Genomic DNA, 25,471 nt, shown 5'->3' on the forward strand with positions numbered 1-25,471 from the left:
GAATTTTGTCCGGAGCCTAGCCTTGTCTGAAAACGCTACGATTGCACGCCCCTCGGGTCGATCTGCTGCACAATGCCGTCCTATCGAACTGGTGACCGGGTTTACCCGTCACGCCGAGGGCTCGGTACTGATCCGTCTGGGTGAAACCCATGTTCTGTGCAATGCCAGCGTGCTCGACAAAGTCCCTCCCTTTCTGAAAGGCAAGGAGCAGGGCTGGGTCACGGCGGAATACGGCATGCTGCCTCGCTCCACGCACACGCGCTCGGACCGTGAAGCCGCCCGTGGCAAGCAAAATGGCCGTACCCAGGAAATCCAGCGCCTGATCGGCCGCAGCCTGCGCGCTGTCTTCGACCTGAAAGCCCTGGGTGAGCGCACCATTCACATTGACTGCGACGTTCTGCAAGCCGACGGTGGCACCCGCTGCGCCAGCATCACGGGCGCCTGGGTTGCAGCCAGCCTGGCCGTACGCAGCCTGCAAGAGCAGGGCAAGCTGCAAGCCTCGCCCATTCTGGATCAATTGGCGGCCGTGTCGGTCGGTGTGTTTGAATCCAACCCTGTGCTGGATCTGGACTATCTGGAAGACTCCGCCTGCGGTGTGGACATGAATATCGTCATGACAGGCAGCGGTAATCTGGTGGAAGTGCAGGGCACGGCCGAAGGCCAGACCTTTGCGCGCCCCACCTTGAACCGCTTGCTGGATCTGGCCGAGCAGGGCATTGCCGAGCTGATGCAAGCCCAGAAACAAGCCTTGCAGGGCTGATCACGATGCAACGGGTCTGGCCTGCTCCCTGCGCGACACCGCCAGGCAGCGGGACAAACCGCTATTGGGACGCCGTCCCATGCAGCACACACTGCCTGGCACGGCGCCTTGCCATTTTTACTGAACAGGGCGCTTTGCCGCCTGCTGCGACTTATGAACACTGAATCCAAGCGTGTCGTGCTGGCCTCCAACAATGCCGGCAAGCTCAAGGAGTTTTCCGCCATCCTGGCCCAGGCCGGTATCAGCATGGTTCCTCAAGGCCAATTGAACATTCCCGAGGCTGAGGAACCCTTTGCCACTTTTATCGAGAATGCGCTGGCCAAGGCCCGTCATGCCAGCCAGTTAAGCGGCCTGCCCGCCTTGGCCGATGACTCCGGCCTCTGTGTGCGCGCCCTGGACGAAGCCCCCGGCGTCTACTCCGCGCGCTTTGCTGCCCGCGAACTGGGCGGTGAAAAGTCCGACTCTGCCAATAACGCCTTGCTGGTCCAGCGTCTGCAAGGACAAAGCGACCGCCGCGCCTGTTATGTGGCCGTTCTGGTGTATGTGCGCCATGCCCAGGACCCACGGCCCATCGTGATTGAAGGCGTCTGGGAAGGGGAAATTCAGGATCAGCCTGCTGGCGAGCACGGCTTTGGCTACGACCCCCACTTTTATCTGCCCGAGTTCAAGCAAACCGCGGCACAGCTCTCGCCGGAAGTGAAGAACAAATACAGCCACCGGGCACAAGCCATGCAAGCCTTGTTGGCCCGCCTGGCCGCCGAGTAAAAACATGACTGTTTTCTCTCCTGAAGTGCGCATCCGGCCTGGCTCTGGACCTGCCACTCTGCTGCCCAGCCTGCCGCCCTTGTCCGTCTACGTGCACGTGCCCTGGTGCGTACGCAAATGCCCGTACTGTGACTTCAACTCACACGAAGCACCCGCTGAACTGCCCGAAAACGAATATCTGGACGCCTTGCAGGCCGATCTGGAACAAACCCTGCCGCTGGTCTGGGGCAGGCAGGTAATTTCCGTTTTTATCGGTGGCGGCACGCCCAGCCTGCTGTCGGCCCAGGCGCTGGACCGCATGCTGGCCTTGCTGCGCTCCCATCTGAACCTGTTGCCTGATGCGGAAATCACCCTGGAAGCCAATCCCGGAGCCTCGGAAGCCTCGCGCTTCATGGATTTTGCGCAAAGTGGCGTGAACCGGATTTCCCTGGGTATCCAGAGCTTTAACGACGAAGCCCTGAAAGCGCTGGGCCGCATTCACGACAGCCAGCAAGCGCAGCAGGCCGTTGAAGCCGCCATGAAGGCCGTAGACCGCGTGAACCTGGACGTCATGTATGCCTTGCCAGGCCAGACCCCAGCACAATCCGAGCAGGACATTTTGCAGGCCATGTCTTATGAGCCCGAGCACTTGTCGCTCTACCATTTGACGCTGGAACCCAACACGGTCTTTGCCAAGTATCCGCCAGTCTTGCCTGATGACGACGACAGCGCTGCCATGCAGGACCGCCTGATCGAGCTGACTGCCAGCCGTGGCTGGAACCAGTACGAGATCTCGGCCTACAGCAAACGGGGTGGCCATAGCCGCCACAATCTGAATTATTGGGAATTTGGCGACTATATCGGTATAGGCCCGGGTGCCCACGGCAAACTGTCCTTTCACGACCGCATTATCCGTACCGCCACCACGCGCAGCCCGGCGCAATGGATGCAGAACGCCATCAAGCGCGACGGCAGCCACTATGCGTACAATGCCCGCGTCATGCCGAAAGAACTGCCTTTTGAGTTCATGCTGAATGTGCTGCGTCTGAAAGAGGGCGTACCCGCCCAGTACTTCCAGGAACGCACGGGTGTGCCCCTTGCTCACATCCTGCCCGTGATCAAGCGCAATATCGAGAAAGGTTTGCTGGCGTCCGATCCAGTTCGTATTCGCACCACGGATTTAGGCTGGCGATTCTTAAATGATTTACAGGAAGCATTCCTGCCTGATGAAGCTTCCTGACATTTAATTGTTTATTTAAGACATTTTTTATTGTGCATCTGCACAATTGCTCTACAATTAATTTCTGGTAAGTCCTATGCCATAACGAATTTATCGATGCCGGTCTGTTTGCATCAATTCAGCCCCGATTTTGATAAGCGTGTTGAAGACCTGCCTTAGTGGGTTACACAATGATCCGCGCCACTCCTCCTCACTTTTTTGTTAACGTCATTGACGCTGGAGTAATCATGTCCTCCCCCGAAGATGTTCTGAAGATCATTGCCGAACGCGAAATCACGTTTGTCGATTTCCGCTTTACCGATACTCTGGGCCGCGAGCACCACTTGACCACCCCCGCACACGCGGTGGACGAGGATCGCTTCGAGTCTGGTGTCGCTTTTGACGGCTCTTCCTTGCCTGGCTGGAAAGGAATTGAAGCCTCGGACATGTTGCTCATCCCGGACGCCAGAACCGCCCGTATGGACCCGTTCCGTGAAGAGCCCACCCTGATTCTGACCTGCGATGTGGTCGAGCCCTCCGATCTGAAGGGTTACGACCGCGATCCACGTTCGCTGGCCAAGCGTGCTGAAGCCTACCTGCGCTCCAGCGGTTTGGGCGATACCGCGTACTTTGGTCCCGAGCCAGAATTCTTCGTGTTCGACGGTATTACCTGGAACGACGACATGTCGGGCAGCTTCGTGAAGATTCGTTCCGAAGAAGCCCCCTGGTCGCGCGGTCTGGAACTCAATGGCAACAACCTGGGACACCGTCCTGGTGTCAAAGGCGGTTACGTTCCTGTTTCGCCCACGGATTCGTTTGCCGACTTGCGCTCCGAAATGTGTTTGTTGCTGGAACAGCAGGGCGTTCCTGTTGAAATCCATCACCACGAAGTGGCGGCCCCCGGTCAACTGGAAATCGGCACGCGCTTCTCGACTCTGGTCGAGCGTGCCGACTGGAACCAAATCCTGAAATACACCGTCCACAACGTGGCGCATGTTTATGGCAAAACAGCCACCTTCATGCCCAAACCCGTCGTTGGTGACAACGGTTCCGGCATGCACGTGCATCAGTCTATCTGGAAAGACGGCCAGAACTTGTTTGCCGGTAACGAATACGCCGGTCTGTCCGAGTTCGCGTTGTTCTACATTGGCGGCATCATCAAGCACGCCCGTGCCCTGAACGCCATCACCAACCCCACGACCAATTCCTACAAGCGTCTGGTGCCGCACTTTGAAGCTCCGGTCAAACTGGCGTACTCCGCCCGTAACCGTTCGGCCTCGATCCGCATTCCTTACGTCAGCAACCCCAAGGCACGACGTGTGGAAGCCCGCTTCCCCGATCCAATGGCCAACCCATACCTGGCTTTCTCGGCCTTGATGATGGCCGGTCTGGACGGTGTGCAGAACAAGATTCACCCCGGCGATGCAGCCGACAAGAACTTGTACGATCTGCCCCCCGAAGAAGATGCAAAAATCCCAACCGTTTGTGTGTCACTGGAACAAGCGATCGAGTCCCTGGACAAAGATCGCGAATTCCTGACCCGTGGCGGTGTGTTCAGCAATGAAATGCTGGACGCCTTCATCGAGCTGAAACAAGCCGAAATCACCCGTCTGCGCATGGTGCCGCATCCGGTCGAATTCGACATGTACTACAGCCTGTAAGATCGAAGGCGCTGGCGTTGGCCAGCACGATCAAAAAGAGCGGCTTTCGGGCCGCTCTTTTTATTCTCCGTTCAGACGATTACCATACGCAGTCTATAAATCACTATCGTCATGGAAGCAGAGATGGACCTGGATTTTCAATGGAAACGGCTGGACGATCTGTCCACGCGGGAAATGTACACAATCATCCAGGCTCGCGAGGCCGTGTTTGTCGTGGAGCAGGCTTGCGCCTACCAGGAAGTTGACGGCCTGGATCTGGATTCCTGGCATTTGTCCGTGCTCAAAGACGGCGAACTGGCTGCCTATGCCCGCGTTGTGGAGCCTGGCTTGAAGTATGAGGAGCCTTCCATTGGCCGTGTCCTGACCCTAGCCAAGTTCCGCAGCCTGAAAATTGGCTATGCACTGGTGGCTGAAGCCATTCGCTTTACAGAAACCCACTATCCTGGCGCAGGCATACGCATTGGCGCACAAGCGCATTTACAGAAATTCTACGGTTCTTTAGGTTTTGAACCTGTGGGCGAGATCTACGACGAGGACGGCATTGCTCATATTGATATGGTCAAAGCGGCTGTCATCGCTTGATAGGGTCTACTGCTCACTTAAGCCAGGCAAAGCGGAAATATCGTCTTGCGCCTTAAGATACTCAATCAAGGCACGCGCCGAGTTCGACAAATGCCGTCTATGTGTATACGCCAGTACCAGACGCAAAGGGGCAGGAGGCAAGGGCAGGGGAACGGAAACCAGGCGCCCTTGTTTGATCTCTTTTTCACACCCTTGCTGCGCCAGCATTGCAAAACCCAGCCCTTTGACGGCACCAGCTCCTGCCAGCAAGCCGCTATTCACACGAAAACGGCTGGGAACATTCAGAATTTGAAAGCGACCATCGGGTAAGACAAACTGCCAGGCCTGGCCATCCAAAGCCGTATCAGTCGTAATGCAGGGCAAGTGCTCCAACTCTTCCAGGCTGGTGGGCATACCGTATTGCTGGATCAAAGCAGGCGCGGCGACGACCTGACAATCAAAAGAACACAACTCCTGCACCACCAGGCTGCTGTCCGGCAAAGCCCCCCGACACATCAGCAAAGCCAGATCAAAATCCTGCGCCAGTACCCCTGGACCTTCCAGATTGGTCTGACAGTGCAGCTCCAGCTCCGGATGTTGCGCCGCAAAATCCGCCAAAATCCCCGCCAATAAAAACGGCCCTACCTCGGAGGGGATGCAAATCCGCAAGCGTCCCGACAAACGGGTACGCTGATCCAGCAAATCCTGCTCGGCTTGTTTTAATGCTCCCCACCAGGGCTGAACCGTATCGAACAGGCCTTGGCCCACACTGGTCAAGCGCAACTGCCGGGAACTACGTTCCAGTAAACGCTGACCAATCTGCCGCTCGAGTTGCGCCACATAGCGGCTGACATTGGAGGTTGGCAAATCCAGTGCCTGGGCTGCGGCCGTAAAACTACCGCTTTCAGCGACTTGGACAAAAACCCGCAAGGCATTCAGATTCAGCTGGGAAGTCATAGGATTATCCCGGTTTTGATAATTTGATATTCAAATTATAGAGACTACTTATCAAAACCACGAAGAATTAGGCTGGAGCCTTCTCTCTTTATACGTCTCGCCATGTCTGATTCTGAAGTGTTTCACCCCCGGCTTCGTGCCCGTGCCGTCTCTTTCATCCAGTTTGTTCATGCTCTGGAGTTCATGGCCTTAACGCCTTTGTTCGTCTGGATGGCGATGGACTTTACTGTTCCAGCTACTTATGCCGGTTATGCCGCCTCCGCTTATATGGGCGCCGCCGCTTTATCGGGTATCTTGGCCGCTCGCTGGATGCACCGAGCCACTCTCAAGCCTTTATTGCTGCTGGCGCTGATTCTTTTGGCTGTATTGACCGCTTTGGGAGCCGTCAGCTCAGAGTTTGGTCTGTTTATCTTGCTGCGTTTTGGGGCCGGTTTGTTAGGTGGTTTCTTGATGAGCGCCGCCCTGACCTTGCTGCTGAACGGCATGAATGCGGAGCAACGGACCGACGCGATTGCCATTGTGGTCAGCGCCTTTGCCTTGGGCAGCATTATCGGCATGCCCGCCACCTTGTTCATCGCGGTGGAGCTGGGTTGGCGTATCGCCTTGATGGTTCTGGCTGGGCTTTGCCTGTTTGCCGCTGCCATTGCCTATCGCTATCTGCCTTCCAGCCCGCCCCTTGCTGCTCGAGCATCACAGCTGGCTATGGGTAAAGAAGCCTGGCGCTGGCTAAGCCTGCCGGCTATCGCACAGGCAGGCTCACTGTTGCTGATCCCGGTCCTGATCCCCATTCTGGCACTACGTTACGGCACTCAATTGCAGCAGATGCCAGCGATATTCATGTTGGGTGGGGTCGCTGCCTTGGTGGCCTCACGCCTGTCTGTCACGGGCATCAAGAAATGGGGGGAGACCTTGGTATCTGATCTGGGCACGCTGATCTTGCTCTTGTCCTTGGCCATGCTGGCCCTGGGGTGGGGGACCGCCTACGGATTCATGATCCTGTTCATGATTGGCAGTTACTGCCGCCTGGTGTGCGCCAGCGCCTGCAGCGCCAGCTATCCCACTCAAGCTCAGCGGGGCCGTTTCATGGCTTTGCAGACCACGAGCAACCATATTGGCAGCTTTATTGCCTTGGCGGTTCCCTCCCTGCTTCTCGGTACGCTGGACATGTCCCTATCAACGCTGAATGTCTTGCTGCTACTGACCGCCCTGGTCGCGCTTGCCTTGCCCGTTTTAATGCGAGGGGCCGCCGCCAAGCCCTCCAGGAGTGACGATCAAATGCAAACAACTGATCACTAACACTACTAAATCTCTACACCTGCTTACGCATACTCCCTGACACCTGGTTTAGGGTGTCAGGTAAACGCTTGCATGAGCGTCAGGGGAGGGGCTTCCGACAAACAGCATCACGTCAAAGGAGTCGCATATGGCTACACACACCGCCAAACGCGCCGAGCTTTACCGCATGGTGACTGCAGAACATATCTGCCCCTTCGGACTGAAGGCTCGCGCACTGCTCAAACGCAAAGGCTACGAGCTGGAGGACCACTGGCTAAGGAATCGCGAAGAGATTGATGCATTCAAGGCTGAGCACCATGTCAGCACTACCCCCCAAACCTTTATCGATGGGAAGCGCATAGGGGGCTATGACGAACTGGTCGAATATTTCGGCGGGACAGTCAAGGACAAGGATGCCGTCAGCTACACACCCGTCATCGCCTTGTTTGTGATGGCTGCCTTGATGGCATTGGCCGTTTCATGGGCGGCCTTCGAGCAAATCGTGCTGCTGCAGACGGTGGAGTGGTTTATTGCGATTGCCATGTGTTTGCTGGCCGTTCAGAAACTCAAGGATGTAGACGGCTTTGCCACCATGTTTCTGAACTACGATCTGTTGGCCCAGCGATGGGTGCGTTATGCCTATCTGTATCCCTTTGGCGAAGCCTTGGCCGGTGTATTGATGCTGGCCGGCGCCATGATGTGGCTGTCTGTGCCCATTGCTTTATTTATTGGTGGCATAGGTGCCTGGTCAGTGTTCAAGGCGGTCTATATCGACAAGCGCGAATTGAAATGCGCTTGCGTGGGTGGCGACAGCAAGGTGCCCCTGGGCTTTGTATCGCTCACAGAAAACCTGATGATGGTTGCGATGGCTGTCTGGATGATGATCAAGCCATCCTTGCTAAGCGCTTAGCAGTACACAAGACCAGAAGCCATACGCGCACAGCCTCAGTCTGAAAGAGATGGCTGGGTACTGCTTACAGTTCAGCGGGCTCGCCTCGCAAAAAGGCTTGGGCCCGCTGCGCCATGATGGCTTCGCGACGGATAAAGTCCGCCACAAAATCATTCACCGGGCGGTGGTGCAAGCTGTAGGGTGTGTCCCACTGAATGATCTTGCCAGCCTGCATCACGCCAATGCGATCGGCAATGGCAAAGGCTTCAGCCTGATTATGCGTGACCAGAATCGCGGTAATGCCTGCGCTTTGCAGGATATCGCGCACCTCGAAGGCCAGACGTTCGCGGGTATCCACATCCAGATTGGAAAAGGGCTCGTCCAATAACAGCAGGGAAGGTTTGGGAGCCAAGGCCCGTGCCAGGGCCACACGCTGTTGCTGACCGCCCGACAACTCATGCGGATAACGCTGCGCCAGACGCGGCAAATCCACCAGTTCCAGCATTTCCAGAACTCGGGCCTGACGCTGGGCTTTATCCCATTTACGCAGACCAAAGGCCACGTTTTTTTCTACCGTCAGGTGAGGGAAGAGGGCGTAATCCTGGAACATCATGCCCACATGACGATCCTCCGGCGGCACTTGCTGAGCAACAGCTGACAAGACACGGCCATTCAACAGAATATGCCCGCTACGCAAGGGCTCGAAACCGGCAATCGCTCGCAAAACCGTGGTCTTGCCACAGCCCGATGCGCCTAGCAGACAGCCAATTTCCCCTTGGGGCAGATGCAGGCTGAGCTGGTCAACAACTGGCCGAAAGCCTTCGGACGTCTCATAGGACAGGGTAATCGCCTGCAAATCCAGAAAATCGTTCATGATGCGCGTGGGCCAGAGGCCATCAATTGAGTACGTGCCAATAAAATAACGGGGATCAGGCCGGCCAGCACAATGGCCAGGGCAGCAACTGCGCCTTCCTCATACGTCCCACGAGCCGCTTCGGCATACAGCCAGGTTGCCAGGGTCTCGAAGTTCATCGGACGCAACAGCAAGGTCGCGGGCAGCTCTTTCATGGCATCCACAAAAATAAGCAGGGCAGCCGCGCCCATGGCGGGACGCAGCAAAGGCAAGTGCACGCGTTTGAGCGTACCTGCCGGGGTTTCACCCAATAAACGGGAAGCCTGCTCCAAAGAAGCAGGAATACGAGCCAGACCAGCTTCAATACCGCCGATCGAGATCGCCAGAAAACGCAGGGTATAGGCCAGGACCAGGGCCAGTGTGGACCCCATCAACAACAGGCCCGTCGCCGAGATACCCAACCAGGACATGAGGTGATTGTAAAAGGAGTCAAACATGACCAAGGGCGTCAACAGGCCAATCGCCAGCACCGTTCCCGGAATCGCATAACCCAGACTGCTGACACCAGCCAGAAAGCGGGCCAGACGCGGCTTGCGCCCCGAACGTACCGTACGAGCAGCCCAGGCCACGATCAAACCACAAGAAAGCGTCACAATAGTTGCCAGAGCAGCGATATATAGGGTGTTCCAGGCACTGCTCAGCAATTGTGCCGATACACCGCCTGCCAGGCTCACATGCTTGACCGTCTCGTTCAACAAATACAGAGACGGGGCGACAAAGCCCACCAGCACAGGCGCCACGCCCAAAGCAATGGCAATACAGGCGGCCGAGCCTTTCAGTTGCGTAGGCCGAATAGGTTCAGAGCGTTGATTACTGGAATAGGCTTGGCGACGGCGACCATAGCGCTCGATGCTGATCAGCGCCGCCACCAGACAGAGCATGGAAACGGCAATTTGCGCCGCACCTGCCAAATCCGAGCGGGTCACCCACGTGGTGTAGATGGACACCGTCAGGGTCTGCACGCCCAGGAACTCGGAGGCACCAATATCGTTCAGGGTTTCCAGCAAGGCCAAGCTGACACCGACCGCAATTGCAGGGCGAGCCATGGGCAACACAACACGGAAAAACACGCTGCGACCCGATTCACCCATAATGCGGGCCGCCTCCAGCAGGCTGGCCGATTGCGTGGCAAACATGGCGCGCGTACTCAGATAAACGTAGGGGTAGAGCACCGAGCCCAACAAGAAAATCGCCCCGCCCAAAGAGCGCAGATCCGGCAAACGAAACTCACGCGGGCTGCTATAGCCCAATACATAGCGGATGGCAGACTGAATCGGACCGATCGGATGCAGCAAGTCCAGATAGGCAAAGGCCACGATATATGTCGGCACCGCCAGGGGCAGCAACAAAGCCCATTGCAAGACTCGTCGTCCGGGAAACTCGTAGGCGGTAATCAGCCAGGCTGAACCGACTCCCAAACAGCTCACGACCACGCCTACCCCCAGGAGCAGCAGCAAGGTATTGCTCATGGCTTGGGGCAGAACAAACTGGAACAGATGTGACCAGTGCTCGGTCGAGCCGCCCAAGGCGTGAGTCAGCAAGGTAAAAACAGGCGCAGCCACGATCAGGGCAATCACAGCAGCAGCCAAGGACCAAAGGGGCAGACGACGAAAAAAGGGCATTATGAAAGGCTAGGTATTACAGGCGCTTAAATGCGCGACGACCGCCGCTCTGATTTCTCAAAGCTGGCGGTCGTAGAAAAAGAGTAGGGCGATTTTAGTTGTCGAAGCCAACTTTATCTACCAACTCGCTGGCTTGTTTGCGATGTTTGGCGATTTCAGTCAGTGGCAAAGGATCAATCGTCATGGGGCCGAAGCTGGCAACCACAGGGTCCAGCTCAACACCGGCGCGTACGGGGTATTCGTAGTTGGCCTTGGCGTACAGGCTCTGGGCTTTCTCGGAAACCAGGTACTCCAGCAGTTTGACGGCATTGTCTTTATTAGGGGAGTGCTTGGCGACCGCAGCACCGGAGATATTCACGTGTGTGCCACCGCCTTTGGTGTCGGCAAAGGTGGGACGCACCACATTGATGGCTTCACCCCATTTGTAAGCATCGCTACCGGGTTCGGCGTTCTTCATGCGGCCTACGTAGTAGGCGTTGGCGATACCCACATCACAAATACCGCCCAGAATGTCACGGGCTACGTCGCGGTCACCACCGGCTGCCTTGCGGCCCAGATTGTCTTTCACGCCACGCAGCCACTTTTCGGTTGCTTCCGTACCATTATGGGCAATCATGGCAGCAACCAAGGCCGTGTTGTAGGGATGCTGGCCGGAGCGGATGCAGACTTTGCCTTTCCATTTTGGATCAGCGAAATCTTCGTAGTGAATGCTTTTCACATCCACGTCCTTGGCAACGTAAGCCACACGATCCCGCAAGGACAGGGAGTACCACTGTTTGTCGGCACCACGCAGATTGGCGGGGATGGCGCCGTCCAGGGTGGCGGACTCGATAGGCTGGGTAATACCGGCTTCAACCAGATCCAGCAGGTTACCGATATCCACCGTCATCAGAATGTCGGCAGGCGACTTGTCGCCCTCTGTTTTCACACGCTCGATCAGGCCGTCTTTCACAAACACGGTATTGACCTTCACGCCTGTGTCCTTGCTGAAGGTTTCCAGCAGGGGAGTGATCAAGCCAGGTTCGCGTGTGGTGTAGAGGTTGACTTCGCCGGAGGCAAAAGCCGCCATCGACATAGTGCCCATAGCGGACAGAAGCAAAGCTTGGGTCAGGGCACGGCTACGAAGAGTAAAGCGCATTATCAACACTCCAAAACAGGCGGAAATAGCGTGAAAACCGGCCAGAAGCCAGAAAATGTGAATGATTATCAAACGTATGCAAAAACTAGGCAAGAGCTATTTAGCTGTCAGGCGCTTCAGTCTTCATCTTTCACGATGAAATCTCTTTGAAACAAGGAAAGTCGCGGCTTTCAAAACTTAATGGTAAGTCCTGATTGCGATCAAATCGTATTGCTGAATGAGCATGGATTTACCTGGGGAACTCGGTACAATGGTCAAATATTTGCTTACTGATTCGGGCACTTTTGCCCCACGAGACGACAATTACCATGGCAGCTTTCAATACCGAACAAGTGCTTAGCGTCCACCACTGGAATGACACTCTGTTCTCATTTACCACCACCCGCGACGCCGCCCTGCGTTTTCATAATGGGCACTTTGTAATGATCGGTCTGGAAGTCGATGGCAAGCCGCTGATGCGCGCTTACAGTATTGCCAGCGCCAACTACGAAGAAAATCTGGAGTTTCTCAGTATCAAGGTGCAGGACGGCCCCTTGACCTCGCGCCTGCAGCACCTGAAAGAGGGCGACACCATTCTGGTCAGCCGCAAACCCGTGGGCACCCTGGTTATTGACGACCTGCGCGCGGGCCGCAATCTGTTCCTGTTTGGTACCGGTACCGGACTGGCTCCTTTCATGAGCATCATCAAGGACCCCGACACCTACGAGCGCTTTGAAAAAGTCGTGCTGGTGCACGGCGTGCGTTTCGTCAGCGAGCTGGCCTACTCGGATTTCATCCAGAACGAATTGCCACAGAACGAATACTTTGGTGAAGTAGTACGCGAAAAACTGCTGTATTACCCCACCGTCACCCGCGAAGAATTCCGCAATACCGGCCGCATTACCGACCTGATCGAGACCGGCAAGCTGTGCGAAGATCTGGGCATTCCTCAATTGGACCCCGCTCAGGATCGCGCCATGCTGTGTGGCAGTCCCGCCATGCTGGCCGATATCAGCGCCATGCTCGATAAGCGCGGTTTTGAAGTGTCACCTGGTGTGGGTCAACCCGGTGACTACGTGATTGAACGTGCTTTCGTGGAAAAATAATCACGCCAAGATCTGTTAATTTTAGCTATAGGCGCTTAAACTCTGATAGTACAACACTCATCAGAGGTTTCTTATGACTAAGCAAGTTGTCTTCACCGATGCCGCTCCGGCAGCTGTAGGCCCATACTCTCAGGCCATTATCGCTTCGGGCGGCAAGACAGTATTTCTGTCTGGCCAAATCGGTCTGGAGCCTGCCACAGGCGAACTGGTATCTGAAAATTTTGAAGGTCAGGTACGTCAGGCATTTGCCAACCTGGAAGCTGTGGTCAAAGAAGCTGGTGCCAATCTTGGCGACATCGTCAAACTGACCTTGTTTTTGACAGATCTGTCCCGTTTTGCCAGCGCCAATGCCATCATGGCCGAACTGATTCCCCAGCCTTTCCCCGCACGCTCCACCATCGGTGTGGCCAGCTTGCCTAAAGGCGCTCAGTTCGAGGTCGAGGCTATCCTCAATTTCTAAAGACGTATTGCCATGACCGCAGGTCGGCCTGCGCCTCAGGCCAAACGGGCTGCGCCACGCAAAGCGCTCAGTCTGGACCAGAAGTTTGAAAAGCTTGGCCTACGAGAGCCTGCCGACTTCGTGGTCCATCTTCCTTTGCGCTACGAGGACGAGACTCAGGTTGAGCCCATTGCCCATCTTTACCCTGGCAAGATGGCGCAAATTGAAGGACGCATTCTTAGTACAGACGTCCAGGCTCGTCCCCGTGCGCAACTGCATGCACGTATTGCCGATGAAAGTGGCGAGCTGGCTTTGCGCTGGCTGCACTTTTATCCCAGCCAGCTCAAGCAACTGCAAGGGGATTTGCCGCTGCGAGTACGCGGCGAAGTGCGTCAGGGCTTTCATGGCCTGGAAATGGTGCATCCCAAGGTCACCAAAGCCGGCCAGCCCCTGGCCCGCGCCTTGACCCCTGTGTATCCCACTACCGATGGCTTGAGCCAGGTACAGCTGCGCAAAGCCATCGCCGATGCGCTCAATAATGCGGATCTGCGCGACACCCTGCCTGAAGAAGTGCGGACCGAATATGGTCTGATGCCTTTTAACGAGGCTATCCGGCTGTTGCATTACCCGCCGCCCGAACTCAGCTATGACGATTTGTTCGAGCATGGTCATCCGGCCTGGAGCCGCATCAAGTTTGATGAATTGCTGGCTCAGCAATTGTCCTTGGCCCAGGCTCGCGCCGCCCGTCAGGCTCAGCGCGCCAAGCCCATGCGTGAAGGCAATAGTGATCTGGCCAAAGCCTTGCTGGCCTCTTTGCCCTTCAAACTAACGGCAGCTCAAAAACGCTGCGTCAAAGAAATCAGCGCGGACATGAAGCGCTCATATCCCATGCATCGGCTCTTGCAGGGGGATGTGGGTAGCGGCAAAACCATTGTGTCGGCCATTGCCGCTGTGCAAGCAATTGCCAGCGGTTTTCAAGTAGCCTTGATGGCACCGACTGAAATTCTGGCCGAGCAGCACTATCTGAAAATGCGTGCCTGGCTGGAGCCTTTAGGCGTCGAGCTGGCCTGGTTAAGCGGCAGTTTGGGCGTCAAAGCCAAACGTCTGGCTTATGAAGCCATCAGCTCCGGACAAGCCAGACTGGCCATCGGCACCCAGGCCCTGATTCAGGACAATGTGCAGTTCCAGCAATTGGGCTTGGTGATTCTGGATGAACAACACCGCTTTGGTGTTGGCCAGCGTCTGGAACTGAACCGCAAAGGGGATGCGCAGGACAAGAAAGGGCAAGCCTACTTGCCGCATCAACTCAATATGAGTGCCACGCCCATCCCACGTACCTTGGCCATGGCCTTTTTCGCCGATCTGGATGTCTCCGCGATTGACGAGCTGCCACCAGGCCGCAGTCCCATCATTACCAAGCTGGCCGCGGATAATCGCCGTGATGAAATCATGGCACGAGTCCGGGCCGAAGTCGCCCAAGGCAGACAAGCCTATTGGGTCTGCCCCTTGGTTGAAGAAAGCGAAGCACTGCAATTGCAAACCGCCGTGGATACCCATGCCGCTCTGGAGCAAGCCTTGGCCCCTTTGCGGGTTGGCCTGATTCATGGCCGCCTGTCCTCCACGGAAAAGGCGGAGGTCATGGAAGCCTTTCGCAGCGGCAATCTGGACGTGCTGGTCGCAACCACCGTAATTGAAGTCGGTGTAGACGTGCCCAATGCTTCTTTAATGATTATTGAACACGCCGAGCGCTTCGGCCTGGCCCAGCTGCACCAGTTGCGCGGCCGGGTAGGGCGGGGGCAGATTCAGTCCGTCTGCGTCTTGCTGTATCAGGCACCGCTGTCAGCTATTGCCCGCCTGCGCTTGCGCGCCATGTATGAAACCACTGATGGCTTTGAGATTGCCCGCCGCGACCTGGAGCAACGCGGCCCGGGCGAGTTCATGGGCATGCGCCAATCGGGGCAGGCAGGCTTGCGTTTTGCCAGCCTGGAGTCCGATGAAGATTTGATCGAGCAGGCCCAAACATTGGCCAGCACCTTTCGCCGTGATTATCCAGACCACGCTTACCACCATTTACAGCGCTGGATGAAGGGCCGGGAAGAATTACTCCGTAGTTAACCCAAGGTCTTAATGCTGTTTTGCACAAGGAATTGTCATGACATTGACCGAGCTGAAGTACATCGTTGCCGTAGCACGCGAGCGTCATTTTGGCCGTGCTGCCGAAGCCTGCTTTGTGAGCCAACCGACCCTGTCGGTGGCCATCAAGAAGTTGGAAGACGAGTTAGGCGTGGTCATCTTCGAGCGTGGCGGGCCCGAAGTGGCTATTACCCCCATTGGGCTGCGCATTGTCACCCAGGCCCAGAAAGTCCTGGAAGAGGGCGCCAACCTGCGTGAGATTGCCCGCCAGGGTCACGATCCTTTGGCTGGTCCCTTGCGCGTTGGCATTATTTACACGGTGGCACCGTACCTGCTGCCCAAGCTCGTTCCCAAACAGATCGAGCTGACCCCGCAGATGCCACTTTTATTGCAAGAAAACTTTACTGTGCGCCTGCTGGAACTGTTGCGCCAAGGTGAGATTGATTGCGCCATTGTGGCCTTGCCTTTACCCGAAACCGGCCTGGTCATCCGCGAGCTGTACGACGAGCCTTTTGTAGTGGCCATGCCCCATGAACATGCCTGGGCCAAACGCAAGGAAATTGATCCCGAACAGCTGAAAGACCAGACCATGCTGCTGCTGGGTGCCGGTCATTGTTTCCGCGATCAGGTGCTGGATGTGTGTCCGGAACTATCGCGCTTTTCCGCGTCCAGCGAAGGCATACAGCGTACCTTTGAAGGCTCTTCGCTGGAAACCATCCGTCATATGGTGGCCACCGGCATCGGTCTGACTGTGCTGCCTGCCAGCTCGCTGACAGCCCCCGGCCAGGCCAATGAACTGCTGGCCTATGTCCCCTTCAAAAAGCCCATTCCAGATCGGCGCATTGCTTTGGTCTGGCGCAAAAGTTTTCCACGTATCTCCGCCATTGATGCCTTGACCCGTGGGATCATGGAAAGTGGCTTGGCGGGGGTCAACTACTTAAAAGTCGAATACAACAGCAATTTCCCGTATCCTGAACTAGCGTAAGTCGCACACCTACTGCGTGTTATTCTGCTTCAGTACCTATTTAGCCCTCTGTTCAACAGGAGTCCACTATGGCAAAAGCCGTGAAAGCAGTGAGTAAAACAGCCAAGGTCAGCAAGGCCGAAGAAGCCCCGAACACTGATACCAAGGTCGCAGTTGCAGCCGATGTAAAGGCTGAACCGAAACCGGCAGCCGCCAAGGCCCCCGCCAAAAAAGTGACCGCTAAAAAGGCCGTCGCCAAAAAACCTGCCGCCGCAGCCAAAGCTCCCGCCAAGGCGGCTGCTAAACCCGCTGCGAAGCCTGCTGCCAAACCAGCCGCTACCCGCAAGCCTGCCGCGACCAAGCCTGTTGCCGCCGCCAAGCCCGCTGCACCTGCCAGCGCTGCCAGCAGCGCACTAAAGATTGATATCGGCATTTCGACGGCAGACCGTGCTGCTGTGGTGAAAGAGCTGTCCAAGGTACTGGCCGACTCCTACACCGTGTATCTGATGACGCACAACTTCCACTGGAACGTCACCGGCCCCATGTTCAAGACACTGCATGAGCTGTTCATGACGCAGTACACCGAACTGTGGCAAGCCCTGGATGACATCGCCGAGCGTATCCGCGCCCTGGGTCACTACGCCCCAGGCACCTACGCCGAATTCCAGAAGCTGTCCTCCATCACCCAGCCTGCTTCCGTGCCTGATGCCACCACCATGATCGAACTGCTGGTCAAAGGTAACGAAGCCCTGGCTCGTACCGCGCGTGCCGCTTTTGATCGTGCCGACTCGGCCGACGACCAGCCCACCGCTGACTTGTTGACCCAGCGCCTGGACGTGCACGAGAAAAATGCATGGATGCTGCGCAGCCTGCTGCAGTAATTCCGGCTTTATCGCCCTCAGATAGCGATAAAAAAGGGCCACCAAACGGTGGCCCTTCTTGTTCCTCCTATAGAAAACCCTGAATTAGGCTCCAAGGCAGGCATAAAGCCCTGTTATCGGTGTATGCTTTCCTGCATATTCACGGAGGTGTTTTCTATGAAAATTCGTTTCACTCCTGTTGCAGCGGCCATGAGCCTGGCAACGGGTCTGCTCTTGTCCGGTGCTGCTCACGCTGACAACATCCGTATCGCACTGGCCGGTCCTTTCACAGGCTCGGTTACCCAATACGGTGACATGGTCAAACAAGGCGTCGATACGGCCATCGAACAGATCAACGCTGCCGGTGGCGTTCTGGGCAAACAGCTCGAACTGGTCACTGTTGACGATGCCTGCGAACCCAAGCAAGGTCCCGTCGCAGCCAACCGTATCGTGAATGACAAGATCCACTATGTTGTCGGTCACGTTTGTTCGGGTGCAACCATCGCGGCCACCGATATCTACAACAACGAAGGCGTGTTGATGGTAACTCCATCGGCAACAGCACCTGCTGTTACCGACGGCAAAGGCTACGAAATGATCCTGCGCACCATCGGTCGCGACGATCAGCAAGGTCCAGCCGCTGCCAAATTCATTCTGGAACAGATCAAGCCCACTAAAGTTGCCGTCCTGCACGACAAACAGTCCTACGGCCAAGGTATTGCCGCTTCGGTTCGTTCCGAACTGCAAAAAGCCGGTACCGAAGTTGCCCTGTTTGAAGGCATCAACGCGGGCGACAGCGATTACTCCGCCGTCATCACCAAGCTGAAATCCACCGGCGTGGACTTCGTGTATTTTGGTGGCTACCACCCTGAAATGGGCCTGCTGCTGCGTCAAGCCGCTGAGCAAGGCGTGAAAGTCCATTTCATGGGTCCAGAAGGCGTGGGTAACCCTGACATTAATGCGATTGCCGGCAAAGCCGTTGAAGGCATGCTGCTGACCTTGCCTGCGGACTTCTCGCAAGATCCGGACAACCAGGCCATCGTCCAGGCTTTCAAGGACAAGAAGCGCGATCCTAGCGGCGCGTTCCAGCTGTCCGCTTACGCAGCCACGATTGCGATTGCCGAAGGCATCAAGGGCGCTGGCGAGGACGATCCAGTCAAAGTGGCCGACTACCTGCACGCCAACAGCGTGAAAACGCCAATCGGTCAAATCAGCTGGAACAAGCAGGGCGACCTGAACGACTTCAAATTTGACGTCTTCAGCTGGCACGCTGACGGTTCCAAGACCGTCTACGGCAAGTAATCTCTGATTCTTGCTCGTAAAAAAACCGGCCTTCGGGCCGGTTTTTTATTGCACATCGCTTTGGGCCTCTTTGCTGTAGGCCCATCAATCAGACCTATCAATCAGGCCCGTTGCTCAGGCCTCGATACGCAAGCCCGTATCACGATCGAACCAGTGCAAAGGGTGGGGCGGCATGTAACCGATCTGGATAGCCTCGCCAATTTGAATCGGGTATTCCCGGGTCTGCTCAATCGGACAGCGCACGATAATGCGGTAATCGCCACAACCCAAGTGCAGCAGTTGCTCGGAGCCCAGAATTTCCACCATTTCCACCTGCGTGGTCACACCGGGCACATGCAGCTTGATGTGCTCTGGTCGTATACCCAGGAACACCTTGCGACCACGTACCGCGGCAGGCACCATCTCCGGGCCAAACTGTACAGGCTGACCATTGTCCTGCTTGATCTGGCCTTGCTCATCGACCTGCACAGGCAGCAAATTCATGGGCGGTGAACCGATGAACGTGGCCACAAAGACAGAAGCAGGCTTTTCGAACACCTCGGCCGGTGTGCCAATCTGCTCGGGCATGCCCTGATTCATCACAATCATGCGCTCGGCCAAGGTCATGGCTTCAATCTGATCGTGTGTGACGTACAGGCTGGTGGTTTTCAGGCGGCGATGCAGTTTCTGAATTTCCAGACGCATCTGTACCCGCAGTTTGGCATCCAGATTGGACAGGGGCTCGTCAAACAAGAACACCTTGGGCTCACGCACAATCGCACGGCCCATGGCAACACGCTGACGCTGACCACCCGACAGTTGCCCAGGACGACGCTCCAGCAGGGCACCCAATTCCAGAATCGCAGCGGCGGCATTGACCCTTTGCTTGATTTCATCCTTGGAGAACTTCCGGATCTTCAAGCCATACGCCATATTGTCAAAGACCGACATATGGGGGTAGAGCGCATAGTTCTGAAACACCATGGCAATATCGCGTTCCGCCGGTTCCAGATCATTGACCACTTTGCCGTCAATCAGCACCTGACCCGCGGTGACGGATTCCAGACCCGCCACCATACGCATCAAGGTCGATTTACCGCATCCAGAGGGGCCCACAATCACCACGAACTCACCGTCCTTCACGTCCACATCAATGCCGTGAATAACGACCGTCCCGTTTGGGTAGGTTTTCTTGACGCCTTCAAATCGTAAGCTAGCCATTCAATAAAGCCTGTAGAGAATTACTTTTCAGAGTCGATGAGACCTTTGACGAACCACTTTTGCATCAGCATCACCACCAGGGCAGGCGGGATCATGGCCAAAAGGGCCGTTGCCATCACCACGTTCCACTCGGTCACGCTGTCACCACCGGAAATCATGCGCCGGATACCGACCACAATCGGGTACATATCCTCCTTGGTGGTAATGATCAGCGGCCACAAATACTGGTTCCAGCCGTAGATAAACTGAATCACAAACAGAGCGGCTATGCTGGTCTTGGACAAAGGCAGCAAAACGTCTTTAAAAAACCGCATCGGGCCAGCGCCATCAATACGGGCAGCCTCGATCAATTCATCGGGCACCGTCAGAAAGAACTGACGAAACAGGAAGGTAGCGGTTGCAGAGGCGATCAGGGGCAGGATCAGGCCCCCGTAGCTGTCAAGCAACTGCAGGTCCGCCACGACCTTGTATGTGGGCATGATGCGCACTTCCACCGGCAGCATCAGGGTGATGAAAATCATCCAGAAAAACAGCATGCGGAAAGGGAAGCGGAAATACACCACCGCAAAGGCCGAGAGCATGGAAATAATGATCTTGCCAACCGCAATGCCCAGCGCCATCACCATGCTGACCAGCAACATGCGCCCCACCGGCGGAGAGTTGGTAGCCGTACCCTGCAAGGCGGTGATGTAGTTCTCCACCATGTGCGAGCCCGGCCACAGCGACATGGGCGCGCGGGCCACTTCTGCGCTGGTCTGGGTGGAAGCCACAAAGGTGATGTACAGGGGCAGGGCGATCACGATCACACCCAGAATCAGGGTCAGATGCGTGAAAAAATCAAGAATAGGGCGTCGTTCAACCATGACTGTGTTCCTTGCTGCGCATCAGCTGTACGTCACTTTGCGATCAATATAGCGGAACTGAATCACCGTCAGCGCCACAACCACGGCCATCAGCACCACAGACTGGGCAGCTGAAGAACCAATATCCAGGCCACGGAAACCCGTGTTGTAGACACGGTAAACCAGAATCGAGGTGGCTTCGCCCGGCCCGCCCTGACTGACCACATCAATAATGGCGAAGGTGTCAAAGAAGGCATAAATAATGTTCACGACCAGCAGGAAGAAGGTCGTGGGGGCCAGCAAAGGAAACACAATGCCCCAGAAACGGCGCATGGGACCGGCACCATCCATGGCCGCGGCTTCAATCAAGGAGCGCGGAATGGCTTGCAGGCCGGCCAGGAAAAACAGGAAATTGTAGGAGATCTGCTTCCAGACCGAAGCGATCACCACCAGCAACATGGCGTCATTGCCATTCAAGCGTGGATTCCACTGAATGCCATGCTCCAGCAGGAACACGGCCACAATCCCCACGGAAGGGGAAAACAGGAACAACCACAGCACCCCGGCTACCGCCGTTGCCACGGCATATGGCCAGATCAGCAAGCTGCGGTACAGCAGGGCACCCCGTATCACCCGGTTCGCCATCACGGCCAGGACCAGCGCCACCACCAGGCCCAGTACCGACACGGCAAGCGAAAATACTGCCGTCGTCTTGAACGAGGCCATATATTCCGAGCTGCTGAACAGCTCGGCAAAATTGTCCAGGCCGACAAACTGCGAAGACAGGCCAAAGGGATCTTCCAAATGAAAAGCCTGCCACAGCGCTTGTCCGGCAGGCAGGAAAAAGAAGATCAGGGTAATGGCTAGCTGCGGAGCAAGTAGCAAATAGGGCAGTGTCTTATGACGAAAGACGACACGTTTTTCCATAGGTTTGCGCGCAATGGGAAGGGAGCGCCACCATCAGGGTGGACAGACTTCTAGTGAAACGAAAAGCGTATGAGCGGCTTGGACAAGATGGTGACAGTTTGCTGGCCTGAGGCCAAGACAAGACGCCGTCCGCACACTCATACGCTCGATTGTAAACCACCCGCGCAAGGCGGGCCGGGCTTACTTCACGCTCTTTTCAAAGCGCTCCAGCAGTTCGTTGCCACGACTTTGCATGGCTTTCAAACCTTCTTCAGGGGTGACTTTGCCAGCAAAAATCTGTTCCATCACACCGTCTTCGATGTCACGAATCTGCGGCAAGGAACCCAGGCGAATACCACGCGAGTTCTCGGTGGTGCTGGCGTCCAGCTGTTTAACGGCAACGTCTGCGCCCACGTTCTTGGCGTAGAAATCGGAGTCCTTGGTCTTTTCAAAGCCTGCTTTAGTCACAGGCACATAGCCGGTGTCCTGGTGCCAGGCCGCCGCTTGCTCAGGGCTGGAGATAAAGTGGAAGAATTCGGTCACGCCCTTGTAGACATCATCCGATTTCTTGGCAAAGACCCACAGGGAAGCACCACCAATGATGGAGTTCTGAGGCGCGCCCTGTACATCGCTGTAGTAGGGCAGGCTGCTGGTGCCAAATTCAAATTCGCCGGTTTTGATGATGTTGGCACGGTTACCGCTTGAGCCGGTAAACATGCCGCATTTGCCGCTGGTAAACAGGGCATTGGCCGTATCACCACGACCACCGTAGGAGAAGGAGCCGTCCTTGGACATATCCGCCAGGAAGGTCATGTGCTTCAGGAACAGCGGGTTATCCAGTTGCAGGCGGGCGCTGGGGCCACCAAAGCCGTTGTTCTCGCTGGCAAAGGGAATGTTGTGCCAGGCCGCAAAGTTCTCCAGCAAAATCCACGAGGGCCAGGAAGAGGTGTAACCACATTCCTGGCCGGACTCACGCAGCTTCTTGGCAGCTTCGTGCAGTTCCTGCCAGGTCTTGGGTGGTTTCTCGGCATCCAGCCCAGCCTTCTTGAAGGCGTCCTTGTTGTAGTACAGCACCGGGGTGGAGCTGTTAAAAGGCATGGAAATCAGCTTGCCTTCGTTGGAAGAGTAGTAACCGGCAACCGCACCCAGAAAATCACCAGGATTGATGGGCTTGCCCACTTTCTCCGACATTTCCTGCACAGGCTGGATAGCGCCCTTGGCCGCCATCATGGTGGCGGTACCCACCTCGAATACTTGGAGAATATCGGGGGCATTGCCGGCACGGAAAGCGGCGACACCGGCGTTCATGGACTCGCCATAGTTGCCTTTATACGAAGCTTTAACCTGGTAGTCCGACTGAGATGCGTTAAAGTCTTTGACTAATGCATTAACCCGTTCGCCCAAGGCTCCTTCCATTGAATGCCAGAACTGAATTTCTGTGGCCGCTTGCGCAGTGCCGATAGAAGCAATCAGACCGGCTAGAGACAGAGCAAATAGTTTTGTTCGCATCAGGCTTTCTCCTGTATAAAAGGTGCCGCTAAGGTGTAGCAGGTTTTAAAACTCAAGCTTATGACTTGTTTATGACGCTCTCGTGAATGTATCCATGGGAGCGTCATATAAGCAATGACTAATTACCCTCAAACGCTAAGAAAACGTGTCAGAGGACAGATTTTTAATGGGAGCGATGATGAATCCACACGATACCTCTTTTAAGCTGGCGTTTATTGGCGCGGGCAATATGGCCAGTGCCCTGGCTGCCGGTTTGATTGGGAAACGCTGCGGCGGCTCGGACGTTCTGGCGATTGATATTTACCCGCCAGCCCTGGAGTCGTGGGCCCAGCAAGGTGTACACACCGCGTATGAACCCGGCCCGGCCTTGTCCAAGCAGCGTATATGGGTTTTTGCCGTCAAGCCCCAGGTCATGAAAGAAACCGTACTGGCCTGCAAACCCTATCTGCAAGAGGACACCCTGGTGATCAGCGTGGCTGCTGGCATTCCAGCAACCGCCCTGGCAGACTGGCTGGGCGAACCCGGCAAGCCGTACCAACGTGTGATCCGCTGCATGCCCAATACCCCGGCCTTTATCGGCTGTGGCATTACCGGCCTGATGGCCCTTGAACAAGTGGATGAAAGCGATAAAGCCATTGCGCAGCAATTGTTGAAATCCGTTGGAGAAGTGGTCTGGGTTGAAAACGATGCCGCCATTGATGCCGTCACGGCGGTATCGGGCAGCGGTCCAGCTTACGTGTTTTTGTTCATCGAAGCCTTGATCAAAGCCGGTATTGAACAAGGTTTGTCCCCTGAACAAGCCCGTCAGTTGTCGCTGGCCACCTTGCACGGCGCCACCCAACTGGCCACCCTGTCGCCAGAAGAGCCTTCAGTCTTGCGCGAGCGCGTTACATCCAAAGGGGGTACAACGGCAGCCGCTTTGAATATCTTTAATGAAGGCGGTTTTACACCTCTGGTGCAAAAAGCCGTCAATGCCGCCAAAGTACGGGCCGGTGAACTGGCCAAGGAGTTCTCCTGACACCGGGATTATTCCCTATAGCATCGCTAAAAATTGATATGGCGCAATAAAAAAGCAGTTAAAAAAGAGCAGGGGAGTTTCCAAGGGAGCTCCTCTTTTCTTTTATAAATAAGGCTTTTAGTATGCGGGCGGGTTTTGGAAACACCCTGTTAACCATGCCGCGTTATTTTAAAAATGAATTGGCGGGGCGCTAGGGCTTATACGAAGTGACAAGTTTTAGGCGGCTCCCCCAAAATGGGTTCCCCTGGTGCAGAACAATGTAAACCCAAGCTCCAGAACAAGCACTTTCTAAAAAGCAATGCCGGTAGACCCCGGCCTCGGGAGACAGTTGCTATGACCTTTACTCGACGCTTTACCCCCGCTCTGACCGCTTTGGCCACCGTAATGGCCATGAGCACCGCCTATGCGGCAGAGACCATCAAAATTGGTATTCCTCAACCCATGACCGGCCCATCCACCCAGTACGGTGACCAGATCCAGGCCGGAGCCTTGACCGCGATTGACGCGATTAACGCAGCCGGGGGTGTCAAAGGCAAACAGCTGGAAGCCGTCCTGATTGACGATGCATGCGAACCCAAGCAGGCCGTGCCGGCGGCCAACCGCGTGGTGAACTCCGGTGCGAAATTCGCGGTGGCTCATGCTTGCTCAGGTACCACAGTGCCTGCCGTTAACATTTACGAGCAGGAAGGCATTGTGGCCATTACTCCCGGCGCCACCTCTCCCCTGGTAACCGACACCATCAAGCCCCATTACTTTTTCCGCACCATTGGGCGTGACGACCAGCAAGGTCCGTTCGCGGCCGATTACATTGCCGATGTTCTGAAACCCAAGACCATTGCCGTGCTGCATGACAAGCAGACTTACGGCTCGGGCGTGGCCACACAAGTGCGTGATGCCCTGAAGAAAAAGAACATGAACATTGTCATGTATGAGGGTATCAACGTCGGTGACAGCGATTATTCGGCCGTGATCACCAAGCTCAAGGGCGTGAACCCCGATCTGATTTATTTCGGTGGTTACCATGCCGAGCTGGGCCTGCTGCTGCGTCAGGCTCGCGAGCAAGGCATGACCAACACCTTCATGGGTCCGGAAGGCGTGGCCAACCGTGACCTGGTCGCCATTGCCGGTCCAGCCGTGGAAGGCTTGCTGGTGACCTTGCCAACCGACTTCACCAAGATGCCGGCCAACAAGGATGTGATGGAAAACTTCAGCAAATACAAGCGCAATCCTAACGGGGCCTTTACCTTCCCGGCTTACGCGGCCGTGCAAATTATTGCCGACACCATCAACGCAGTTGGTGAAGATTCGGCCAAGGGAGCCGACTACATGCACGCAAATGCGTTCAATACCGCCATTGGCAAGGTAGAATACGACGCCAAGGGTGATTTGAAGCATTTCGAATTTGCCGTTTTCAAGTGGGATAAAGAAGGTAACTTTGATCTAGTTGAGAAATAAGACTGGATGATGTGCCCCC

At 55.9% G+C, this 25,471-nt stretch carries 23 protein-coding genes; 15 read left to right on the plus strand and 8 right to left on the minus strand.

What is annotated here, in order from left to right; translation table 11 throughout:
- Window positions 1-22 precede the first annotated feature (22 nt).
- The 5 genes from rph to CPY64_RS08160 all read left to right on the plus strand — a co-directional run bounded on the left by rph (window position 23) and on the right by CPY64_RS08160 (window position 4,966).
- Window positions 23-760: a ribonuclease PH gene (gene rph / locus CPY64_RS08140; RefSeq protein ID WP_026482596.1), complete on the plus strand. Its 738-nt coding sequence runs from the start codon at window positions 23-25 to the stop codon at window positions 758-760.
- A 153-nt stretch (window positions 761-913) separates the two neighbouring features.
- The gene (rdgB, locus tag CPY64_RS08145) at window positions 914-1,525 is read left to right on the plus strand and encodes an RdgB/HAM1 family non-canonical purine NTP pyrophosphatase (protein ID WP_042480563.1); all 612 of its coding nucleotides are present in this window, start codon (window positions 914-916) and stop codon (window positions 1,523-1,525) included.
- Between the two features lie 4 nt (window positions 1,526-1,529).
- Complete coding sequence (gene hemW / locus CPY64_RS08150; protein WP_042480566.1) at window positions 1,530-2,744, plus strand: radical SAM family heme chaperone HemW; 1,215 nt, start codon at window positions 1,530-1,532, stop codon at window positions 2,742-2,744.
- Between the two features lie 227 nt (window positions 2,745-2,971).
- The gene (gene glnA / locus CPY64_RS08155) at window positions 2,972-4,384 is read left to right on the plus strand and encodes a type I glutamate--ammonia ligase (protein WP_042480569.1); all 1,413 of its coding nucleotides are present in this window, start codon (window positions 2,972-2,974) and stop codon (window positions 4,382-4,384) included.
- 123 nt (window positions 4,385-4,507) lie between these two features.
- Entirely contained in the window at window positions 4,508-4,966 is a 459-nt protein-coding gene (locus tag CPY64_RS08160) for a GNAT family N-acetyltransferase (protein ID WP_042480573.1), read from the plus strand.
- 6 nt (window positions 4,967-4,972) lie between these two features.
- Here the strand turns inward: CPY64_RS08160 and CPY64_RS08165 are convergent, their stop codons facing one another.
- Window positions 4,973-5,902, minus strand: a complete 930-nt coding sequence (locus CPY64_RS08165) for a LysR family transcriptional regulator (protein WP_042480577.1) — start codon at window positions 5,900-5,902, stop codon at window positions 4,973-4,975.
- A 102-nt stretch (window positions 5,903-6,004) separates the two neighbouring features.
- Here CPY64_RS08165 and CPY64_RS08170 point away from each other — a divergent pair, with 102 nt between their 5' ends.
- Together CPY64_RS08170 and CPY64_RS08175 are read left to right on the plus strand one after the other, a co-directional pair.
- A complete protein-coding gene (locus CPY64_RS08170; RefSeq protein ID WP_042480580.1) occupies window positions 6,005-7,198 on the plus strand; it encodes an MFS transporter in 1,194 nt (397 codons plus the stop codon).
- Between the two features lie 127 nt (window positions 7,199-7,325).
- A complete protein-coding gene (locus tag CPY64_RS08175; protein ID WP_042480583.1) occupies window positions 7,326-8,087 on the plus strand; it encodes a MauE/DoxX family redox-associated membrane protein in 762 nt (253 codons plus the stop codon).
- A gap of 64 nt (window positions 8,088-8,151) precedes the next feature.
- Here CPY64_RS08175 and CPY64_RS08180 read toward each other — a convergent pair whose 3' ends face one another.
- From CPY64_RS08180 to CPY64_RS08190, 3 genes are all read right to left on the minus strand, one after another.
- Complete coding sequence (locus CPY64_RS08180; RefSeq protein ID WP_042480586.1) at window positions 8,152-8,940, minus strand: ABC transporter ATP-binding protein; 789 nt, start codon at window positions 8,938-8,940, stop codon at window positions 8,152-8,154.
- Window positions 8,937-10,601: an ABC transporter permease gene (locus CPY64_RS08185; protein ID WP_042480589.1), complete on the minus strand. Its 1,665-nt coding sequence runs from the start codon at window positions 10,599-10,601 to the stop codon at window positions 8,937-8,939. The genes CPY64_RS08180 and CPY64_RS08185 overlap by 4 nt, the downstream gene beginning before the upstream one ends.
- A gap of 94 nt (window positions 10,602-10,695) precedes the next feature.
- Window positions 10,696-11,739 (minus strand): Fe(3+) ABC transporter substrate-binding protein, encoded by a 1,044-nt coding sequence (locus CPY64_RS08190; protein WP_042480592.1) that lies wholly within the window; start codon window positions 11,737-11,739, stop codon window positions 10,696-10,698.
- 308 nt (window positions 11,740-12,047) lie between these two features.
- Between CPY64_RS08190 and CPY64_RS08195 the strand changes: the two genes are divergently transcribed.
- From CPY64_RS08195 to CPY64_RS08220, 6 genes are all read left to right on the plus strand, one after another.
- Complete coding sequence (locus CPY64_RS08195) at window positions 12,048-12,824, plus strand: ferredoxin--NADP reductase (protein WP_042480593.1); 777 nt, start codon at window positions 12,048-12,050, stop codon at window positions 12,822-12,824.
- Window positions 12,825-12,897: 73 nt separating this feature from the next.
- Window positions 12,898-13,284: a Rid family detoxifying hydrolase gene (locus CPY64_RS08200; protein WP_042480596.1), complete on the plus strand. Its 387-nt coding sequence runs from the start codon at window positions 12,898-12,900 to the stop codon at window positions 13,282-13,284.
- A 12-nt stretch (window positions 13,285-13,296) separates the two neighbouring features.
- Window positions 13,297-15,378, plus strand: a complete 2,082-nt coding sequence (gene recG, locus CPY64_RS08205) for an ATP-dependent DNA helicase RecG (protein ID WP_042480599.1) — start codon at window positions 13,297-13,299, stop codon at window positions 15,376-15,378.
- 37 nt (window positions 15,379-15,415) lie between these two features.
- Window positions 15,416-16,381 (plus strand): LysR substrate-binding domain-containing protein, encoded by a 966-nt coding sequence (locus CPY64_RS08210; protein ID WP_042480603.1) that lies wholly within the window; start codon window positions 15,416-15,418, stop codon window positions 16,379-16,381.
- A gap of 398 nt (window positions 16,382-16,779) precedes the next feature.
- Window positions 16,780-17,241, plus strand: a complete 462-nt coding sequence (locus CPY64_RS08215) for a Dps family protein (RefSeq protein WP_042482117.1) — start codon at window positions 16,780-16,782, stop codon at window positions 17,239-17,241.
- Window positions 17,242-17,397: 156 nt separating this feature from the next.
- Entirely contained in the window at window positions 17,398-18,522 is a 1,125-nt protein-coding gene (locus CPY64_RS08220; protein ID WP_026482583.1) for a branched-chain amino acid ABC transporter substrate-binding protein, read from the plus strand.
- 114 nt (window positions 18,523-18,636) lie between these two features.
- Here CPY64_RS08220 and CPY64_RS08225 read toward each other — a convergent pair whose 3' ends face one another.
- The 4 genes from CPY64_RS08225 to ugpB form a co-directional block, all read right to left on the minus strand.
- Window positions 18,637-19,722: a sn-glycerol-3-phosphate import ATP-binding protein UgpC gene (locus CPY64_RS08225; RefSeq protein WP_042480606.1), complete on the minus strand. Its 1,086-nt coding sequence runs from the start codon at window positions 19,720-19,722 to the stop codon at window positions 18,637-18,639.
- 20 nt (window positions 19,723-19,742) lie between these two features.
- A complete protein-coding gene (ugpE, locus tag CPY64_RS08230; RefSeq protein WP_042480607.1) occupies window positions 19,743-20,585 on the minus strand; it encodes a sn-glycerol-3-phosphate ABC transporter permease UgpE in 843 nt (280 codons plus the stop codon).
- A gap of 21 nt (window positions 20,586-20,606) precedes the next feature.
- Entirely contained in the window at window positions 20,607-21,491 is an 885-nt protein-coding gene (ugpA, locus tag CPY64_RS08235) for a sn-glycerol-3-phosphate ABC transporter permease UgpA (RefSeq protein ID WP_042480610.1), read from the minus strand.
- Window positions 21,492-21,671: 180 nt separating this feature from the next.
- Window positions 21,672-22,979: a sn-glycerol-3-phosphate ABC transporter substrate-binding protein UgpB gene (gene ugpB, locus CPY64_RS08240; protein ID WP_042480613.1), complete on the minus strand. Its 1,308-nt coding sequence runs from the start codon at window positions 22,977-22,979 to the stop codon at window positions 21,672-21,674.
- A 166-nt stretch (window positions 22,980-23,145) separates the two neighbouring features.
- Between ugpB and proC the strand changes: the two genes are divergently transcribed.
- Window positions 23,146-23,997: a pyrroline-5-carboxylate reductase gene (proC, locus tag CPY64_RS08245; protein WP_086060477.1), complete on the plus strand. Its 852-nt coding sequence runs from the start codon at window positions 23,146-23,148 to the stop codon at window positions 23,995-23,997.
- 333 nt (window positions 23,998-24,330) lie between these two features.
- A complete protein-coding gene (locus tag CPY64_RS08250) occupies window positions 24,331-25,452 on the plus strand; it encodes a high-affinity branched-chain amino acid ABC transporter substrate-binding protein (RefSeq protein ID WP_080723679.1) in 1,122 nt (373 codons plus the stop codon).
- Window positions 25,453-25,471 lie beyond the last annotated feature (19 nt).

The organism is Alcaligenes faecalis (genome assembly GCF_002443155.1).
GTDB classification, from domain to species: Bacteria; Pseudomonadota; Gammaproteobacteria; order Burkholderiales; family Burkholderiaceae_B; genus Alcaligenes; species Alcaligenes faecalis.

Coding starts and splice junctions, on each gene's coding strand:
- rdgB (WP_042480563.1), top strand. CDS start 914: ATGAACACTGAATCCAAGCGTGTCGTGCTGGCCTCCAACAATGCCGGC.
- hemW (WP_042480566.1), top strand. CDS start 1,530: ATGACTGTTTTCTCTCCTGAAGTGCGCATCCGGCCTGGCTCTGGACCT.
- glnA (WP_042480569.1), top strand. CDS start 2,972: ATGTCCTCCCCCGAAGATGTTCTGAAGATCATTGCCGAACGCGAAATC.
- CPY64_RS08160 (WP_042480573.1), top strand. CDS start 4,508: ATGGACCTGGATTTTCAATGGAAACGGCTGGACGATCTGTCCACGCGG.
- CPY64_RS08165 (WP_042480577.1), bottom strand. CDS start 5,902: ATGACTTCCCAGCTGAATCTGAATGCCTTGCGGGTTTTTGTCCAAGTC.
- CPY64_RS08170 (WP_042480580.1), top strand. CDS start 6,005: ATGTCTGATTCTGAAGTGTTTCACCCCCGGCTTCGTGCCCGTGCCGTC.
- CPY64_RS08175 (WP_042480583.1), top strand. CDS start 7,326: ATGGCTACACACACCGCCAAACGCGCCGAGCTTTACCGCATGGTGACT.
- CPY64_RS08180 (WP_042480586.1), bottom strand. CDS start 8,940: ATGAACGATTTTCTGGATTTGCAGGCGATTACCCTGTCCTATGAGACG.
- CPY64_RS08185 (WP_042480589.1), bottom strand. CDS start 10,601: ATGCCCTTTTTTCGTCGTCTGCCCCTTTGGTCCTTGGCTGCTGCTGTG.
- CPY64_RS08190 (WP_042480592.1), bottom strand. CDS start 11,739: ATGCGCTTTACTCTTCGTAGCCGTGCCCTGACCCAAGCTTTGCTTCTG.
- CPY64_RS08195 (WP_042480593.1), top strand. CDS start 12,048: ATGGCAGCTTTCAATACCGAACAAGTGCTTAGCGTCCACCACTGGAAT.
- CPY64_RS08200 (WP_042480596.1), top strand. CDS start 12,898: ATGACTAAGCAAGTTGTCTTCACCGATGCCGCTCCGGCAGCTGTAGGC.
- recG (WP_042480599.1), top strand. CDS start 13,297: ATGACCGCAGGTCGGCCTGCGCCTCAGGCCAAACGGGCTGCGCCACGC.
- CPY64_RS08210 (WP_042480603.1), top strand. CDS start 15,416: ATGACATTGACCGAGCTGAAGTACATCGTTGCCGTAGCACGCGAGCGT.
- CPY64_RS08220 (WP_026482583.1), top strand. CDS start 17,398: ATGAAAATTCGTTTCACTCCTGTTGCAGCGGCCATGAGCCTGGCAACG.
- CPY64_RS08225 (WP_042480606.1), bottom strand. CDS start 19,722: ATGGCTAGCTTACGATTTGAAGGCGTCAAGAAAACCTACCCAAACGGG.
- ugpE (WP_042480607.1), bottom strand. CDS start 20,585: ATGGTTGAACGACGCCCTATTCTTGATTTTTTCACGCATCTGACCCTG.
- ugpA (WP_042480610.1), bottom strand. CDS start 21,491: ATGGAAAAACGTGTCGTCTTTCGTCATAAGACACTGCCCTATTTGCTA.
- ugpB (WP_042480613.1), bottom strand. CDS start 22,979: ATGCGAACAAAACTATTTGCTCTGTCTCTAGCCGGTCTGATTGCTTCT.
- proC (WP_086060477.1), top strand. CDS start 23,146: ATGGGAGCGATGATGAATCCACACGATACCTCTTTTAAGCTGGCGTTT.
- CPY64_RS08250 (WP_080723679.1), top strand. CDS start 24,331: ATGACCTTTACTCGACGCTTTACCCCCGCTCTGACCGCTTTGGCCACC.